At 51.9% G+C, this 16,629-nt stretch carries 16 protein-coding genes, 1 tRNA gene and 1 pseudogene; 13 read left to right on the forward strand and 5 right to left on the reverse strand.

Annotated elements, in window-relative coordinates; translation table 11 throughout:
- Positions 1–1,591: pseudogene (gene yejF, locus ACRCWW_RS05845) on the forward strand (microcin C ABC transporter ATP-binding protein YejF).
- 3 nt (positions 1,592–1,594) lie between these two features.
- On the opposite strand, the gene ACRCWW_RS05850 reads toward yejF, so the two are convergent.
- The 3 genes from ACRCWW_RS05850 to rsuA form a co-directional block, all read right to left on the reverse strand.
- Positions 1,595–1,939, reverse strand: a complete 345-nt coding sequence (locus ACRCWW_RS05850) for a YejG family protein (RefSeq protein ID WP_438681565.1) — start codon at positions 1,937–1,939, stop codon at positions 1,595–1,597.
- Between the two features lie 333 nt (positions 1,940–2,272).
- Positions 2,273–3,469: a Bcr/CflA family multidrug efflux MFS transporter gene (locus ACRCWW_RS05855; protein WP_438681566.1), complete on the reverse strand. Its 1,197-nt coding sequence runs from the start codon at positions 3,467–3,469 to the stop codon at positions 2,273–2,275.
- A 15-nt stretch (positions 3,470–3,484) separates the two neighbouring features.
- Positions 3,485–4,192, reverse strand: a complete 708-nt coding sequence (rsuA, locus tag ACRCWW_RS05860) for a 16S rRNA pseudouridine(516) synthase RsuA (protein WP_438681567.1) — start codon at positions 4,190–4,192, stop codon at positions 3,485–3,487.
- Between the two features lie 149 nt (positions 4,193–4,341).
- On the opposite strand from rsuA, the gene ACRCWW_RS05865 reads away from it, so the two are divergent.
- The 5 genes from ACRCWW_RS05865 to rplY all read left to right on the forward strand — a co-directional run bounded on the left by ACRCWW_RS05865 (position 4,342) and on the right by rplY (position 8,457).
- Positions 4,342–6,099 carry a DEAD/DEAH box helicase gene (locus ACRCWW_RS05865; protein WP_438681568.1) on the forward strand — a complete coding sequence of 586 codons (1,758 nt, stop codon included), beginning with the start codon at positions 4,342–4,344 and terminating at the stop codon, positions 6,097–6,099.
- 95 nt (positions 6,100–6,194) lie between these two features.
- Positions 6,195–6,755: a fasciclin domain-containing protein gene (locus ACRCWW_RS05870; RefSeq protein WP_438681569.1), complete on the forward strand. Its 561-nt coding sequence runs from the start codon at positions 6,195–6,197 to the stop codon at positions 6,753–6,755.
- A 61-nt stretch (positions 6,756–6,816) separates the two neighbouring features.
- On the forward strand, positions 6,817–7,365 hold the full coding sequence (locus ACRCWW_RS05875; RefSeq protein ID WP_438681570.1) for a sigma-70 family RNA polymerase sigma factor: 549 nt from the start codon (positions 6,817–6,819) through the stop codon (positions 7,363–7,365).
- Positions 7,362–8,027: an anti-sigma factor gene (locus tag ACRCWW_RS05880; protein WP_438681571.1), complete on the forward strand. Its 666-nt coding sequence runs from the start codon at positions 7,362–7,364 to the stop codon at positions 8,025–8,027. Before ACRCWW_RS05875 ends, ACRCWW_RS05880 begins: the two co-directional genes overlap by 4 nt.
- Before the next feature lie 145 nt (positions 8,028–8,172).
- Positions 8,173–8,457, forward strand: coding sequence for a 50S ribosomal protein L25 (gene rplY / locus ACRCWW_RS05885; RefSeq protein ID WP_438681572.1), 285 nt, complete (start codon positions 8,173–8,175; stop codon positions 8,455–8,457).
- Positions 8,458–8,509: 52 nt separating this feature from the next.
- On the opposite strand, the gene yejK is transcribed toward rplY, so the two are convergent.
- Positions 8,510–9,514, reverse strand: coding sequence for a nucleoid-associated protein YejK (gene yejK / locus ACRCWW_RS05890; protein WP_438681573.1), 1,005 nt, complete (start codon positions 9,512–9,514; stop codon positions 8,510–8,512).
- Positions 9,515–9,645: 131 nt separating this feature from the next.
- On the opposite strand from yejK, the gene ACRCWW_RS05895 reads away from it, so the two are divergent.
- The 5 genes from ACRCWW_RS05895 to ACRCWW_RS05915 all read left to right on the forward strand — a co-directional run bounded on the left by ACRCWW_RS05895 (position 9,646) and on the right by ACRCWW_RS05915 (position 12,990).
- Positions 9,646–9,873: a YejL family protein gene (locus ACRCWW_RS05895; protein WP_438681574.1), complete on the forward strand. Its 228-nt coding sequence runs from the start codon at positions 9,646–9,648 to the stop codon at positions 9,871–9,873.
- A gap of 19 nt (positions 9,874–9,892) precedes the next feature.
- Positions 9,893–11,653: an LPS biosynthesis-modulating metalloenzyme YejM gene (gene yejM, locus ACRCWW_RS05900; protein ID WP_438681575.1), complete on the forward strand. Its 1,761-nt coding sequence runs from the start codon at positions 9,893–9,895 to the stop codon at positions 11,651–11,653.
- A 75-nt stretch (positions 11,654–11,728) separates the two neighbouring features.
- Positions 11,729–11,805: transfer RNA gene (locus ACRCWW_RS05905), tRNA-Pro, on the forward strand.
- A gap of 156 nt (positions 11,806–11,961) precedes the next feature.
- On the forward strand, positions 11,962–12,810 hold the full coding sequence (locus ACRCWW_RS05910) for a benzoate transporter (protein WP_438681576.1): 849 nt from the start codon (positions 11,962–11,964) through the stop codon (positions 12,808–12,810).
- Positions 12,811–12,891: 81 nt separating this feature from the next.
- Entirely contained in the window at positions 12,892–12,990 is a 99-nt protein-coding gene (locus ACRCWW_RS05915) for a YoaK family small membrane protein (RefSeq protein WP_312627073.1), read from the forward strand.
- A 3-nt stretch (positions 12,991–12,993) separates the two neighbouring features.
- Here ACRCWW_RS05915 and ACRCWW_RS05920 read toward each other — a convergent pair whose 3' ends face one another.
- On the reverse strand, positions 12,994–13,629 hold the full coding sequence (locus ACRCWW_RS05920) for a helix-turn-helix domain-containing protein (RefSeq protein ID WP_438681577.1): 636 nt from the start codon (positions 13,627–13,629) through the stop codon (positions 12,994–12,996).
- A gap of 211 nt (positions 13,630–13,840) precedes the next feature.
- Between ACRCWW_RS05920 and ACRCWW_RS05925 the strand changes: the two genes are divergently transcribed.
- Positions 13,841–15,814: an alkyl/aryl-sulfatase gene (locus ACRCWW_RS05925; protein ID WP_438681578.1), complete on the forward strand. Its 1,974-nt coding sequence runs from the start codon at positions 13,841–13,843 to the stop codon at positions 15,812–15,814.
- 157 nt (positions 15,815–15,971) lie between these two features.
- A complete protein-coding gene (gene eco, locus ACRCWW_RS05930; RefSeq protein WP_438681579.1) occupies positions 15,972–16,463 on the forward strand; it encodes a serine protease inhibitor ecotin in 492 nt (163 codons plus the stop codon).
- Positions 16,464–16,629 lie beyond the last annotated feature (166 nt).

Raw genomic sequence — 16,629 nt, forward strand, 5'->3', positions numbered from 1 at the left:
ATGACGCAACATCTATTAGCCATCGACAATCTTTCGATAGCCTTCACCGCCAGAGGCGAGGCTCGCACGGTGGTGAGTGAACTGTCGTTGAACATCGAGGCCGGAGAAACGCTGGCGCTGGTCGGTGAATCCGGATCGGGCAAAAGTGTTTCCGCGCTTTCCATTTTGCGCCTGTTGCCTGAGCCGCCTGTCAGTTATCCCACCGGCGATATTTGCTTCCACGGCGAAACCCTGTTGCATGCTGATGAGCGTATGCTCCGAAGCGTGCGTGGCAATCGCATCGCGATGATTTTTCAGGAGCCCATGGTTTCCCTGAATCCGCTGCATACGCTGGAAAAACAGCTTTATGAAGTGCTGTCGATTCATCGCGGGATGCGTAAGGAAGCGGCTCGGGGCGAGATCTTAACCTGTCTGGATCGTGTGGGTATTCGCAACGCCCTACAGCGGTTGAATGATTATCCCCATCAGCTCTCAGGCGGCGAACGTCAACGCGTGATGATTGCCATGGCGCTGCTGACACGCCCGGAGCTGCTGATTGCCGATGAACCAACCACCGCGCTGGATGTCTCCGTGCAGGCGCAAATTCTGCAATTGCTGCGTGAACTTCGCAAAGAGCTGAACATGGGGCTGCTGTTCATCACCCATAACCTGAGCATTGTGCGCAAGCTGGCTGACAATGTCGCTGTGATGCAAAACGGGCGCTGTGTGGAACAGAGCTTCGCCCTGAAGCTGTTCTCTCACCCTCAGCACCCCTACACCATTAAGCTGCTGAACAGTGAGCCTGCCGGCGAACCTGTTCCCCTTCCGGTTGATAGCTCACCGTTGCTGGAAGTCGAAAACCTTAGCGTTGCCTTCCCGATTCGCAAAGGGCTGCTGCGGCGCACAGTGGCTGAAAACACCGTGGTCAACAACCTCTCTTTTACCTTGCGAACGGGTGAAACACTGGGGCTGGTTGGCGAATCGGGTTCAGGGAAAAGCACGACAGGCCTCGCGCTGTTGCGGCTGATTGCATCATCCGGGCAAATTACCTTTGCCGGGGAGCCCATCACGGGCCGCACGCGCAGGCAAATGCTGCCATTGCGTCACCGGATCCAGGTGGTGTTTCAGGACCCGAATTCGTCGCTCAATCCGCGTCTGAATGTGCTGCAAATTATTGAAGAAGGGCTACGCGTTCACCAACCGGCGCTTTCCAGCGAAGCGCGGGAAGCCGGAGTGATTAGCGTGATGAAAGAAGTGGGCCTTGATCCTGAGACTCGCTGGCGTTACCCGGCAGAGTTTTCAGGCGGCCAGCGCCAGCGTATTGCTATTGCCCGCGCGCTGATCCTCAAACCGCAGCTTATCGTGCTCGACGAGCCGACATCCTCACTGGACAGAACCGTTCAGGCGCAAATTCTGGCGTTGCTGAAGTCTCTCCAGCAAAAGCATCAACTGGCGTATATCTTTATCAGCCATGATCTGCACGTCGTGCGTTCACTGTGCCATCAGGTGATTGTGCTGCGTCAGGGGGGAGGTCGTCGAGCAAGGTGAGTGCCAGCATGTTTTTGACGAGCCTGCACACGAGTACACTCGCCAGCTGATTACCCTGAGCTGAAAATCAGAAAGGATTGTTGCCTGAGAAAGGTTCTGCGATAGCCACGCCGAAATTTTTCAGCCGACAGGTCGCGGCGAACTCATCCTGCATTTCAACAAACAGGCAGGGTTCACCTTCGCATTCCAGCACTGAGCTACGCACTTCGATATCGGTCAGCGCCTCGCTGAGTTTCTGCATGACGGGCCACGCGTTATCCCCTGCCGGGCTCAGCAATTTCAGCGCCACAAGGCTGTTATCATCGGCGTCGCCGTTTTGCGGAATCGGTTCAACTCTGGAACCTGCAAAACCCTCGGACCAACGATAGCTCTGCGGCAGTCGATGTACGATAGAGAGCTGTAATGTATTCACGTCTTTTTCCCCGGAAGCAAATGCCTCACAAATATTTCACATCCATATTAACACACTGTTTACAAAACGTCCTGCATCCTGAAAAGAAAACGCTCACCTCCCTTTAAGGGGGAACTCACTCTTTTTGTCATCAGAATTCATGTCAGGATGCATAACGGCGCTATATGTACCCGTTTTTGTGATCTAACACAATTTTTTTATCTACAACAGTGTGACTTTTTACACTAATTGATTTTACATAAAAGAAACATAGATGAGATGTACGAAACGATTAGCGGTTGATGTGCATCAAAAAAGGGGCGACATCGCCCCTTTCTTACGCCTGCGTTTTGCTTAGTGCGAGGTTTTGCGGGGACGGCTGGCGTAGAAGTAGAAGAGAACGGAACTGGTGGCGCAGACGGCAATGGAAATCAGCATTGGCCAGGCTGTGGTAAACGTCGCCATCGACAGTAACGCAGCCACCAGCGCGCCAATTCCGAAGCGGAAGGTACCCGCCAGGGATGACGCGGTCCCCGCCATGTGCGGGAACTCATCGAGAATAACCGCCATCGCGTTAGAAGAAACCATCGAGACGCAGCCGACAAAAGCGGCCACGCCTACCACCAACGACCAGAACCCCGCGCCCAGCAGCGCGGTGATCACCATCCATATGGCCATCGCAAACTGGATCCACAGGCCCGCGCGGAACATGTTTATCGCCCCAACGCGGCGCACAAAGCGGCTATTGATGATGGTCATGATGAACAGGAACACGATGTTCAGTGCAAAGTAATAACCAAAGTGCTGCGGTGAAACGTGGTTCAGTTCGATATAGACAAACGGCCCGGCGCTGAGGAATGAGAACATCCCGGCAAAGCTGAAGCCGCTTGCCAGCATGTAGCTCAACACTCGCTTATGGCGGAACAGCGAGGCAAAGTTACCCATGGTGGTGCGGATGTGGAACTTCTGGCGGCGTTCAGGCGGCAACGTTTCATCAATGAAGAAATAGATCATGGTCGACGCCAGCAGAGCAGCAATGGCGAGGATCCAGAAAATCGCATGCCAGCTAAACCACACCAGCACCGCGCCCCCGACCATCGGCGCCACCAGCGGCGCGATCGTCGTCACCAGCATGACGAAAGACATCATGCGGGAGAACTCTTCCTTCGGGTAGATATCGCGCATCAGGGCATTAATCACCACGCTCGCGGCGGCGGCCGCAAGGCCGTGGAAAAAGCGCATAACGATCAGATGGTCAATAGTTTGCGATAACGCACAGGCAACGGCTGCCCCAGCAAACACCAGGGTGCCGCCAAGGATAACCGGTTTACGCCCGATGCTGTCTGCCATTGGCCCGTACAGCAACTGCCCGAGAGCAAAGCCCAGAATATAAGTACTGAGGGTCATCTGAGCGCTGCCCGCAGGCACGCCAAACTGTGCAGAGATCACCGGCAGCGCCGGGAGATACATATCAATGGAGAGTGGCATCAGCATGGCCAACAGGCCAAGGATGAAAACGATACCCAACGATGAGTGCTGCCTGGTGGTCACTGAGATACTCCTGGTTTAGCGCGGCGTCAGGCCGACACTGGCAATTTCATCTTCCGTAAGCGCGCGGTATTCCCCCGGCTCCAGACTGTCATCAAGCCTGATCTCACCAATACGTTCACGGTGCAGTCCGACAACGTGGTTACCCACTGCGGCAAACATACGTTTCACCTGGTGATAGCGGCCTTCGCTGATGGTCAACCGGACTTCTGTCGGGGTGATCACTTCGAGCTGCGCAGGTTTGGTGAGATCTTTTTCATTATGCAGTTGAACGCCATTCGTGAATTGTTCAGCTGTGTCATCGGCGACCGGAGATTCCAGCGTGACCAGATAAGTCTTCTCGCAATGGTGTCGTGGCGAGGTGATGCGGTGCGACCACTGACCGTCATCGGTCATCAGCACCAGCCCTGTGGTGTCGATATCCAGACGCCCTGCTGCATGCAGTTTGTGCGCTACGGGTTCATCAAGGAAGTACAACACCGTCGGATGATCCGGGTCATCCGTAGAACACACATAACCCTGCGGTTTGTTCAGCATGAAGTAACGCGGGCCAGTTTGCTGTGCTAACGGGTTTCCGTCATATTCCACATCGTGTTCTGGCAGGATTTTGAACGCAGTGCTTTTGACAATCTCGCCGTCCACGGTAACGCGGCTGGCGCGGATCTCGCGCCCGGCAATGGCACGGCTTACGCCGAGTTGCTGAGCGATAAACTTATCGAGTCGCATGAAGTATTTTTAGCCTGTAAGAGTGCGGGTATCGGGCCTGGCCCGATTAAAGAAGCAATATCAGCGTTCAAGTATAACGGCCCTGCTAAGCCACTCAAGCGAAAAGATTCGTGGCATACTATTTGCCTGTAAATAATGACGCCGGAAAGATGACCTTTACTCTTCGCCCCTATCAGCAGGAAGCGGTAGACGCTACCCTCGCCCACTTTCGCCAACATCAGCAGCCTGCGGTGATTGTTCTGCCCACGGGTGCAGGCAAAAGCCTGGTGATCGCCGAACTGGCGCGTCTTGCACGCGGCCGCGTGCTGGTGCTGGCTCACGTCAAAGAGCTTGTGGCACAGAACCATGCGAAGTACCTCGCGTTAGGACTGGAAGCTGACATCTATGCGGCAGGCCTGAAACGTAAAGAGAGCCACGGGAAAGTGGTGTTTGGCAGCGTTCAGTCGGTGGCGCGTAACCTTGACCATTTCAGGGGTGAGTTTTCCCTGCTTATCGTCGATGAGTGTCACCGCATTAGCGATGACGACGACAGCCAGTACCAGCAAATCCTGGCGCATCTGCGGCAGGTGAATCCTCACTTACGTCTTTTGGGATTAACCGCCACGCCGTTTCGTTTGGGCAAAGGCTGGATTTATCGCTTCCATTATCACGGCATGGTCCGCGGCGATGAAAAAGCGCTGTTCCGCGACTGCATCTATGAGCTGCCGCTGCGCTACATGATTAAGCATGGCTATCTGACGCCGCCGGAACGGCTGGATATGCCGGTGGTGCAGTACGACTTCAGCCGTTTACAGGTACAAAGTAACGGCCTGTTTAGCGAGTCTGATCTTAATCGCGAGCTGAAAAAACAGCAGCGCGTAACGCCGCATATCATCAGCCAGATTGTTGAGTTTGCGCAGAATCGCAAAGGCGTGATGATTTTCGCTTCGACCGTCGAACACGCCAAAGAAATCACCGGCCTGCTGCCTGCGAACGATGCCGCGTTGATTACTGGCGAAACACCCACACCTGAGCGCGATCGACTGATTGAAGAGTTTAAAGCGCAGAAATTTCGCTATCTGGTCAACGTGGCGGTGCTTACGACAGGTTTTGATGCACCACACGTTGATTTGATTGCTATCCTGCGCCCAACGGAATCAGTGAGTCTTTACCAACAAATTGTTGGCCGCGGCCTGCGCCTCTCTCCCGGAAAAACCGACTGCCTGATTCTGGACTACGCAGGCAATCCACATGACCTTTTCGCCCCGGAAGTCGGGGCGCCAAAAGGCAAAAGTGACAACGTGCCAGTGCAGGTTTTTTGCCCTGCCTGCGGCTTTGCCAATACCTTCTGGGGGAAAACCACGTCGGACGGCACGCTAATCGAACACTTCGGCCGTCGCTGTCAGGGCTGGCTGGAAGATGACGAAGGCCATCGTGAACAGTGCGATTTTCGTTTTCGGTTTAAAAACTGCCCGCAGTGCAATGCGGAGAACGACATTGCCGCTCGCCGCTGCCGGGAATGTGACACCGTGCTGGTCGACCCGGACGACATGCTGAAAGCCGCGCTGAAGCTGAAAGATGCCCTGGTATTGCGTTGCAGTGGCATGTCACTTCAGCATGGTGCGGATGAAAAAGGCCCATGGCTGAAAATCACCTATTACGATGAAGACGGAGCTGATGTTAGTGAGCGCTTCCGCCTGCAAACACCCGCGCAGAAAACCGCCTTCGAACAGCTGTTTATCCGCCCACATACCCGTACGCCCGGCATACCGCTGCGCTGGATAACCCCTGCCGACATCATTGCGCAGGAAGTTTTACTGCGGCACCCCGATTTTGTCGTCGCACGTAAGAAAGGCCAGTTCTGGCAAGTCCGGGAAAAAGTCTTTGATTATGAAGGCCGTTTTCGTCGGGCGAACGAAATGCGATAATTTTTCGTTTTTTTTGCATCCGTTTTCCTTCCTCAATCGTATTAACAAATGAGGGCACATCAGCCCCATCCAACATCTGAATGAGGGAAGTGAAAATGAAACAATTCCTGCCAACTCTGCTTTTTTCTGCTCTGATCTTTAGCGGCGCCTCTCAGGCGGCAATGATGGATAACAACACCGTGATGGTCGGCGGCGCGGCCATGTATCCTTCTAAAAATATTGTGCAGAATGCCGTGAATTCGAAAGATCACACCACGCTTGTGGCAGCAGTCAAAGCGGCCGGACTGGTGCCAACCCTTGAAGGGAGTGGGCCCTTTACCGTTTTTGCCCCCACCAATACCGCCTTCGAAAAACTTCCTCCAGGCACAGTGGACTCCCTGCTCAAACCTGAAAACAAACAAAAACTCACCAGCGTTCTGACCTATCACGTGGTCGCCGGGAAACTGGATATGAAAGCGCTGGAGAAAAAAATGAAAGCCGGTGGCGGCAAAGCAGAGCTGAAAACCGTCAATGGTGAATCACTGTGGGTGATGGCGAATGGCCCTCATAATATTCAGCTTAAAGACGTGCGCGGCAATATTGCCAATATCACCACCTACGACGTGAATCAGAGCAATGGTGTGATTGACGTGATCGATACTGTGCTGATGCCATAAACGGTTGCCTATACTGTGTGCAGTCACGCTTCGTGTGGCTGCACCTTTTACAGGGAATCGAATGACAACCAACGCACCTTATATCAATGCCGGATTAATGAGTCAGATAGCCTGCGGGGACAAAGACGCGCTGGCGCAACTGTATCGCCTTCTCTCCCCCAGGCTGTTTGGCATCATTCTGAGGATGGTCAGACGCCGCGATTGGGCAGAAGAGATCCTGCACGATACCTTCATTCAAATCTGGCAATCGGCTATGTATTACGATGAAAAGCGCAGCGAGCCGCAAATCTGGCTCAGCCACATCGCCAGAAACCGGGCGATTGATTATCTGCGTAAACATGAACACCGCTGTTGTTCCGTAGATGAGATCAGCGAAGCAGAGGAAGGATTTCAGGCACCCTTGCCTGCTGAAGATGTTCATCAGGAGGCTCGCCGCCTTCAGCATTGCATGGAGCACTTGCCTGCCGAACAGCGTCAAAGCATTGCCCTGGCCTATTATCGTGGCCTGTCGCAAACCGAAATAGCCCTTTCCATGAGTCAACCTGAAGGCACAGTGAAAAGCTGGATCCGCCGCGCGTTGACACATCTCAGGGAGTGTATTGGCCTATGAGTGTCCAGGACAAAGAAACGCTTATCGCGGCGGAATATGTGCTGGGGCTTATCGACAATCAGACCCGGCAGCAGCTTGATAAACGCCTCAATGAAGATAAACAATTTGCCGCCGAGGTGCTGCACTGGCAAAAGGCCTTCAGCGGTATTGACGTGACAACTCACGATGTCACGCCCTCACCTGCACTCTGGCCGCAAATAGAGGACAAGCTGGTTCAGCGTCCACTCCCTGCTGTGTCATCGCATCGGCAACGTCCTCTGTTCTGGCTGGGCTGGGCACTGGCGGCAGCAATGGCAGGCGTCGTTATCTTCACCCATGTCTTTGCTCCTCATGAGATGCAGCCCATTGCTGTGCTAAGCGGAACGCAGCCGAATGCGCAGTTTGTCGTGAGTCTGGACAAAACTGCTTCGGTCATTCAGGTCTCCGCGCTGAACGTCGCGCTTCCTCAGGATAAAAACTTACAGCTGTGGCTCATTAAAGGCGGCGCTGCGCCGCGTTCACTGGGGCTAATTCTTCATCACGACCGAAACAGTTTCAGGCTACCGGGTGAGACGCTGGATAATCAGACCGTGCTGGCAATCAGCCTGGAGCCTGTTGGCGGTTCGAAACTGGCTGGCCCTTCCGGCCCGGTGATTTTCCAGGGCAAAGTGAGCCCGCTTTAAGGCGAATAGATGCGTAGAGGGCGTACTTTTCATTGCCCCTCGCAGGATTGGGGGCTATAATGCCGCCCGCTTTTGCATGTGCAAAGCAGATCACTTACCTGTTGCTGGGTCGCCTGTAACAGGCTTAATTTAAAGAGAGACTTCAATGTTTACTTTTGACGTAGTAGTACGTAAAGAGCAGGGTAAGGGTGCGAGCCGCCGCCTGCGTGCAGCTAACAAAGTTCCAGCTATCGTTTACGGTGGCGCAGCTGCTCCGGTATCCATCGAACTGGATCACGACAAAGTATTTAACGCTCAGTCTAAAGACGAGTTTTACTCTGACGTTCTGACCCTGGTTGTTGATGGTAAAGAAGAAAAAGTGAAGGTACAGGCTGTTCAGCGTCACGCTTACAAGCCAAAAGTAACTCACATCGACTTCGTTCGCGCTTAATTGCTGCTGACTGGTTGAGAAAAACCCCGCTTCGGCGGGGTTTTTTTATGGCTTAATTGCTGCCAGTGCGACGTTTAAGCTGATCGCGCAGATTCGGTGGCGTGCCTTTAATCGTCAGCGTATCGGTCGCCGGATCCCAGAAAATACGTTCGCCGAGCAGAAGTGCATCAAAATTGATGGTCAACCCACCGCCGCTGCCCGCGTATTTGGTTAACTGACGCAGAGCGCTACGATCGGCCGGGAAGCTCTCTTCAAGCTCATAACCCTTCTCCGCCGTAAAAGCCTGGAAGCTCACTTCGGCGACGCCCGACAACTCTTTCGACAGTGATTCAACTTCAATCTCTTCGCCCGCCTGAAGCTGCTCGTTGCAGTAGGTATACACCTGCTGACGCACATTCTGACGCTCAGATTTATCAAGCTGCGCTTCTGCGGTGAAATCATCGACGGCCTGCATCAAAGCCTTGTTCTGTTTTTTCGCGTTCAGCCCTTCGCCCGCACCCAGGAAGTCCATAAAGAAATCTGAAACTTTGCGTCCAACACGCCCGCGCAGGAACGTCAGATAGCGGGTAGATTCCGGATTGGTTTCCCATTCGGTGAGATCGATACGCGCCACAATATCGGCATGGTTGATATCAAGATAATGTGTGGAGCTGATATCCAGCTGTTCGTTGACCCGCATACTGCTCAGGTTGTTGAGCACCGCGACCAAAAGATACTCCACCGCCAGATAGCGATAATGGCAAAACAGCACAATGCCGCCGTCAGCAAACGGGTATTTTGCCAGCTCATCGCGCAGACGACCGGTTGCCGCACGGCTGAAAGCCAGAAAATCTTCCTCACCCTGACGATGCAGACGAAGAGACTCAGCCAGTTCGCTGTCTTCGTTGAACATGCCGTACGCTTTGTTCTTTGCACTGTAAACGCGGTGCAGTTCGGCCATCATCTCTTCGACCGTTGCCGTTGGCTCCAGCAGGCTATCGCGCAGCACCACTTCAAGGTTATCTTCGTCACGCTTGATCATCTGGTGCAGGGCAATCTGGTTGATATCCAGACTCATGTTAAACTCTCCTTTTAGACCGGGCGGTATTCAACCACCGCAGGCGCAACTGTGTAAAGTCGAAAAAAAGCGGAAAAAAAGATGCTGCTACGGTAATATGTTGCCCTTTCCTGAACAACAGATTTTGATTTATGCCACAACTCTCCCGCTACAGTGATGAACACGTTGAGCAGCTGCTCGCAGAATTAGCCAACGTGCTGGAAAAACACAAGGCACCCACCGACCTGTCACTGATGGTGTTGGGCAATATGGTGACTAACCTGATTAACACAAGCGTCGCACCCGCCCAGCGTCCGGCGATTGCCCGCTCATTTGCTCAGGCGCTGCAATCTTCTGTTAGCGACGATCCGGCAAACTAAGGAAGACGACAAACAGTTTATGGTGACTCATCGTCAGCCCTACCGAGAAAAAGTCTCCCAGATGGTCAGTTGGGGGCATTGGTTTGCCCTGTTCAACATTCTGCTGGCTGCGGTACTTGGTAGCCGTTATCTGTTTGTCGCCGACTGGCCGACGACGCTGTCGGGTCGCGTGTACTCGTACATCAGCCTCGTCGGGCACTTCAGCTTTCTGGTGTTTGCCACCTATCTGCTGATCCTCTTTCCTCTCACGTTTGTGGTGATGTCCCAGCGGTTAATGCGTTTTTTATCCGCCATCCTCGCCACCACAGGCATGACGCTGATACTGATAGACAGCGAAGTCTTTACCCGTTTCCATCTGCACCTCAATCCCATCGTCTGGGAACTGGTTATCAACCCTGACCAGAACGAGATGGCCCGTGACTGGCAGCTGATGTTTATCAGCGTCCCGGTCATTTTGCTGATTGAGATGCTGTTTGCCACCTGGAGCTGGCAGAAGCTGCGCAGCCTGACGCGCCGCCGTCATTATGCTCGCCCGCTGGCCTGGTTCCTGTTTACCGCCTTTGTTGCGACTCATGTGATGTATATCTGGGCGGATGCCAATTTCTATCGCCCCATCACCATGCAGCGCGCGAATTTGCCGCTCTCCTACCCAATGACTGCGCGTAAGTTTCTGGAGAAACATGGCCTGCTGGATGCGCAGGACTATCAGCGCCGCCTGATTGAGCAAGGCGATCCTGAGGCCGTATCGGTGCAGTATCCGCTGAGCGATTTGCGCTATCGCGATATGGGGCCAGGGCAAAACGTTCTGTTGATTACAGTCGACAGTCTCAACTATTCCCGCTTTGAGAAACAGATGCCTGCGTTGGCCAGTTTCGCCCAGCAAAATATCAACTTCACCCAGCACATGAGCTCAGGTGATGCCGCAGACAGCGGTATCTTTGGCCTGTTCTACGGTATTTCACCGAGCTATATGGACGGTGTGCTGTCAGCCCGTATTCCGGCGGCACTCATTTCCGCGCTAAACCAGCAAGGATATCAGCTCGGCCTGTTCTCATCAGATGGCTTCAGTAGCCCGATGTATCGCCAGGCGCTGCTGTCAGACTTCTCGCTGCCGCCGTCCAAATCGCAAAGCGACGCGGACACCGCCAGCCAGTGGATCAACTGGCTGGGGAGCTACGCCCAGGAAGAAAACCGCTGGTTCTCATGGGTATCGTTCAACGGCACCACGATGGACGACACGCAGAAGCAAGGCTTTAACCGTCGTTACAGCCGCGCCGCTGCGGATGTGGATGAACAAATCAACCGCGTGCTGACCGCGTTGAAAGACTCCGGCAAGCTTGAAAAAACGGTCGTGATTATCACCGCCGCCCATGGCGTTGCGCTGGATAAACAAGGGGCGAACTTTGAGTGGTCCCGTAACAAACTGCAGGTGCCGTTGATTATCCACTGGCCGGGCACACCGGCTCAGCAAATCAACACGCTGACGGACCATAAAGATGTCATGACCACGCTGATGCAGCGCCTGCTTCACGTCAGCACGCCAGCCAACGAATACTCACAGGGTCAGGACTTGTTCAGCGCCGCACGCCGTCACAACTGGGTGACCGCCGCCGATAACAGCGCGCTGGCGATCACCACCCCGAAAGTCACCGTGGTGCTGAATCATAACGGCAGCTACCGCTCCTGGGATCGCGAGGGCGAGCAGATTGAAGATCAGAAGCCACAGCTGAGTTTACTGCTTCAGGTGCTGACGGAAGAGAAGCGCTTTATCGCTAACTGATTGATTATTTATGAATCAGTTAGCCAAAGCTGTCTTGCATTCAGCGCTGAAAACAGTACTATTATTCACCTGCATCGGCACGTAGCGCAGCCTGGTAGCGCATCGTCATGGGGTGGCGAGGGTCGAGAGTTCGAATCTCTCCGTGCCGACCAAATATTCAGGAAAACCAACCGCTTAGGTTGGTTTTTTTATGCCTAAAATTTGTAGTGGTTACAGCACAAGTCTGTTGCTACTATACGCCTGTTTAATTTTTAGCTTTTGCTATTTTCTTTTTTTTGCATAGACTCATTGGTTCAAGGATAGTGTGTATGATCTACGATTGTTTTTTGTATTACGACGAAGATATGTTATTAGAGATTCGCCTCAATACACTGTTTGAATCAGTGGACAAATTTGTCATCGTTGAATCGACACATACTTTCACCGGCAAGCCAAAAAAACTTAATTTTGATATTTCTCGATTCGAAAAATTTCGAGAAAAAATCATCTATGTCATTTATGAAGAACCACCAATAATAAAATCTGGCAGCGATAATGAAGTTGATGCCTGGGCCAATGAAGCGGCGACCAGAAATGCGATTATGAAAGGTTTGGACAGTGCGAGAGGAGAAGATATCATCTTAGTTTCTGACGTTGATGAGATATTCAACCCGGAAGCCATCGCCAAAATAAACCCATCGAATTTATGCACCATCTTTCATATGGGGTTTTACAACTATCAATTTAATCTTCAGGTATTTAACACCGAAGGAAGCACTCGGCTGTGTACGCTACCAAGAGCCACAACATTAAACAACATGAAAAAATATTTTGATAGCGAGCCAGAAACGTTCCGAAATATAAAAAAATCGAAGATCTTTAAGAATTTCATTTCGAGGACTCTGTTCAAATACCGGAGTAAAACGTTAACGGACGCTGGCTGGCACTTCTCATGGATTATGACGCCTGAGCGTATTGCCGAGAAGATGTCTTCGATTTCGCACACTGAGTATGATTTGCCGCATCTGAATAATAAAGATCATATTATCGATGCACTGACCAATGGAAAAGACATCTGGAACCGTGACCGTAAAATGGTCAAACAGGCTTTGATTACACCGCACTTCCCACGCTATCTTGTAGAAAATGCGGATAAATTTTCAAGTTTTATCCTTTGAGTGATGTTGAGGGGCTGGATGCCCCTCTGCTGATTAATGAGAGCCTCAGGGCTCGTCACTAACGTATTTAACAGAGGTCTTATGCGCATTGGTATCGCCTTCCCTATTCTGTGTTTCATTGTTGCTGTCGCCTTCCTGGCCTGGTTTGTGATTGGCGGTTACGCCACGCCCGGTTCCTGAGGCTTAGTAATCCTCTGGCAGCGTTTTGTTGATGGAAACCAGTTTTCCTCTCTCAACCGTGATGTATCCCCCTTCTTTGAGATCGGCTAACACCCGGAATACATGCGTGCGGGACAACGTAGTCCTGCGCATGATGAAAGCGGCTACGCCTTCACGCTCATCCTGGTGCGTCTGGCTGCGGTAAAGGTAGCGAAACAGCATCGGTTTGATGGTCTGGTAGCTGGTCAGCTGCCGTCGCTCCGAATGCAGATCGAGACTAAAGATCGTCATATACACAAGGATGGTGGCAAGCTCGTTAACCCGCTCAGGCGTGGCATGAATAAATATCTGGTCAAAATCTTCATAGCTGACTTTTATCACCCCTATCGGCGTCATGCTGATATATTCAAAAGTCACCAGCGGACAATATCTTTCCATCAGACCAACCGGCATATATTCAATGGTATTGCCAATCGTTAATTCGCTACCGGCCACCGTAATCGCTAATGATCCCTCTGTAACAAAATAAATAAATCCGGGTTCAGGTTTGAAATGATGATTGGGGGGGTAATCAGACATTTCTCCCTTTTCCATAAGCTCAGGCACATGTCCGTCAATCTTCAGCGATGTGTAATAACTGTGCAGCTTTGCAAAATCCACCCTTCACCTCTTTTTTATTTTTAGCCTTTTCTTGTTAAGTCTGATTATAGCATTTTCACGCGGAGTTCGCGTTGTGCAAAATTATCACCACGGCATCAGTCCCATATGGCACTAGCCACCCCTTTCTGAGCCTTTACAATATTAACGTTCTTTTCTGCAAATTCGATGACAAGAGTTCATCCCGACATTAATACACCCAAGAGGCCATTTAATGAAACTCAATAAGATTGCCAGACACCTGGCGGTCGCAGGACTGCTGACATCACTCTCTGTCCCTGCGCTTGCTCAGGTTATGCCTAAAGAGGCAACCGATGCCACCATTAAGGCGAACGACGCGCTGTTACAGAAGCTGCCATTCGCTGACCACACTGATTTTGAAAATGCCCATAAAGGCTTCATTGCCGCGCTGCCACAGGATGTTATCAAAGGTGAAGCCGGCAACGTCATCTGGGATCCAACGAAATATGATTTCATTAAAGAAGGCAACAAAGCCCCTGCGACAGTGAACCCAAGCCTGTGGCGTCAGGCTCAGTTGATCAATATCAGCGGTCTGTTCAAAGTCACTGATGGCATCTACCAGATTCGTAATCTCGATCTGTCTAACATGACAATTATCGAAGGTAAAACCGGTATTACCATTGTCGATCCACTGATTTCCGCTGAAACTGCGAAAGAAGGTCTGGAACTGTATTACAAAAACTTGGGTAAAAAACCCGTTGTCGCTGTTATCTACACCCATAGCCACATTGACCACTACGGTGGTGTACGTGGTGTGGTTGATGAAGCCGATGTCAAATCAGGTAAAGTGAAAATTTACGCCCCTGCTGGCGTAATGGATGCTGCTGTCGACGAAAACATCATGGCGGGTAATGCGATGAGCCGCCGTGCGAGCTATCAGTACGGCAACCTGCTGAAAGCTGATACTAAAGGTCAGGTAGGTGCTGGTCTCGGCACGACCACTTCAGCAGGTACCGTGACTCTGCTGAAGCCGACCAACATCATCGACCACACCGGCCAGGAAGAAGTGATCGATGGTTTAACCTATGATTTCCTGATGGCGCCAGGTTCGGAAGCACCATCAGAAATGCTGTGGTATATCAAAGAGAAGAAGGTTATCGAAGCAGCTGAAGATGTAACCCACACGCTGCACAATACCTATTCCCTGCGCGGCGCAAAAATTCGCAATCCGCTGGCATGGTCCAAATACATCAACGCCGCAATTGAGCGTTGGGGTAACGACGCTGAAATCATTCTTGCTCAGCACCACTGGCCGACCTGGGGTAACGAAAACATCCTGAAGCTGTTGAAAAGTCAGCGTGATACCTATCGTTACATCAATGACCAGACTCTGCGTATGGCGAATGAAGGCCTGACCCGTGACGAAATCGCGGCCAACTTCAAGCTGCCTGAAACCCTGGAAAAAACCTGGTCCAGCCGTGGTTACTACGGTTCCGTGAGCCATAACGTGAAAGCCACCTATGTGTTCTATCTCGGCTGGTATGATGGCAACGCGGCAACCCTGGACGAACTGCCACCGGAAGAAGCCGCGAAGAAATTCGTGGATTACATGGGCGGTGCCGACAAGATCCTGAGCAAAGCAAAAGACGATTACGCTCAGGGTAATTACCGTTGGGTTGCGCAGGTTGTCAGCAAAGTCGTGTTCGCCGATCCGAAAAATGAAGCGGCGCGTAATCTCGAAGCTGATGCGCTGGAGCAGTTAGGCTATCAGGCAGAATCTGGCCCATGGCGTAACTTCTACCTGACCGGTGCTCAGGAACTGCGTAACGGCGTGGTGAAAGCGGCAACCCCGAACACCGCAAGCCCGGATACCGTGCGTGCGATGACACCAGAGATGTTCTTCGACTACATGGCCGTTCACATCAATGGTATGAAGGCTGCCAATGCACATACCGTGCTGAACATCAACTTTGGTGACAACGGCAAATACAAGCTTGAGCTGGAAAACGGTGTGCTGAACCACACTGCTAACGCTCAGGCAAAAGATGCTGATGCGACTATCACAATGTCTCGCGAGACACTGAACCGCATCATCCTGAAACAGGAAACTGTGCAGCAGGCGAAAGATAACGGTGATATGAAAATCACGGGTAATGCCGCTAAGCTGTCCGAGCTGATGGGTTACATGGACAAGTTCGACTTCTGGTTTAACATCGTCACTCCGTAAGCCCTTTTCCCCTGCAACGCCTGTTGCAGGGGATTCTCCCGCTTCCTCTCCTCGGTATATATCACCACTGTTTCTTTAAATGTTAGTAAATTCGTCTTATCATTCATCAAACTGATGATACGATTCGCCAGTGGCTAACTGATCAATAGGATTAACAGTGAAAAACGCATCCAAACTGAATATCGCCTTCTTCTCTCTGGCCTGCATGTCTGCCAGCGCCTTCGCCTCAACGATGCCTCTGGAAAAAGTTGCTCCCTATCCACAGGCCGAAAAAGGGATGAAGCGTCAGGTGATTACGCTGCCCGTGCAGAATGACGAAGCTGATTATAAAGTTGAGCTACTGATTGGTCAGACAATGGACGTAGATTGCAATCAGCACCGTCCTGGCGGCCAGATGGAGAGCAAAACGCTCGAAGGCTGGGGTTACGATTACTACGTCTTCGATAAGGTCACCTCGCCGGTGTCCACCATGATGGCCTGCCCGGATGGCAAGAAGACGAAGAAATTCGTCACGACCCATCTGGGCGACCATGCGCTGATCCGCTACAACAGCAAACTGCCGATTGTGGTGTATGCCCCGGAAAATATCGAAGTGAAATACCGCATCTGGAAAGCAGAAGAGAATGTGCAAAGTGCAGAGCAGCGCTAAGACAGCATAAAAAATCCCCGGTAACCGGTAACACCGATCGGTTAAGCAGAATGATCGGTTGAACGATCCGGCGGGTAGACGACAATAGCCTCATCAATTTTCTGATGGGGCTTTTTTATGCTTTCTTCCTGGCTCGACGATACCCAAACCTGGGCCGAACCCGCTT

Source organism: Scandinavium sp. (assembly GCF_051650185.1).
Classification (GTDB): domain Bacteria; phylum Pseudomonadota; class Gammaproteobacteria; order Enterobacterales; family Enterobacteriaceae; genus Scandinavium.

Excerpts from the sequence above, each read along its gene's own strand:
- ACRCWW_RS05895 (WP_438681574.1), top strand. The coding sequence starts at position 9,646 with ATGCCACAACTCTCCCGCTACAGTGATGAACACGTTGAGCAGCTGCTC.
- rsuA (WP_438681567.1), bottom strand. The coding sequence starts at position 4,192 with ATGCGACTCGATAAGTTTATCGCTCAGCAACTCGGCGTAAGCCGTGCC.
- yejK (WP_438681573.1), bottom strand. The coding sequence starts at position 9,514 with ATGAGTCTGGATATCAACCAGATTGCCCTGCACCAGATGATCAAGCGT.
- ACRCWW_RS05880 (WP_438681571.1), top strand. The coding sequence starts at position 7,362 with ATGAGTGTCCAGGACAAAGAAACGCTTATCGCGGCGGAATATGTGCTG.
- ACRCWW_RS05865 (WP_438681568.1), top strand. The coding sequence starts at position 4,342 with ATGACCTTTACTCTTCGCCCCTATCAGCAGGAAGCGGTAGACGCTACC.
- yejM (WP_438681575.1), top strand. The coding sequence starts at position 9,893 with ATGGTGACTCATCGTCAGCCCTACCGAGAAAAAGTCTCCCAGATGGTC.
- ACRCWW_RS05870 (WP_438681569.1), top strand. The coding sequence starts at position 6,195 with ATGAAACAATTCCTGCCAACTCTGCTTTTTTCTGCTCTGATCTTTAGC.
- ACRCWW_RS05915 (WP_312627073.1), top strand. The coding sequence starts at position 12,892 with ATGCGCATTGGTATCGCCTTCCCTATTCTGTGTTTCATTGTTGCTGTC.
- ACRCWW_RS05925 (WP_438681578.1), top strand. The coding sequence starts at position 13,841 with ATGAAACTCAATAAGATTGCCAGACACCTGGCGGTCGCAGGACTGCTG.
- ACRCWW_RS05910 (WP_438681576.1), top strand. The coding sequence starts at position 11,962 with ATGATCTACGATTGTTTTTTGTATTACGACGAAGATATGTTATTAGAG.
- ACRCWW_RS05875 (WP_438681570.1), top strand. The coding sequence starts at position 6,817 with ATGACAACCAACGCACCTTATATCAATGCCGGATTAATGAGTCAGATA.
- rplY (WP_438681572.1), top strand. The coding sequence starts at position 8,173 with ATGTTTACTTTTGACGTAGTAGTACGTAAAGAGCAGGGTAAGGGTGCG.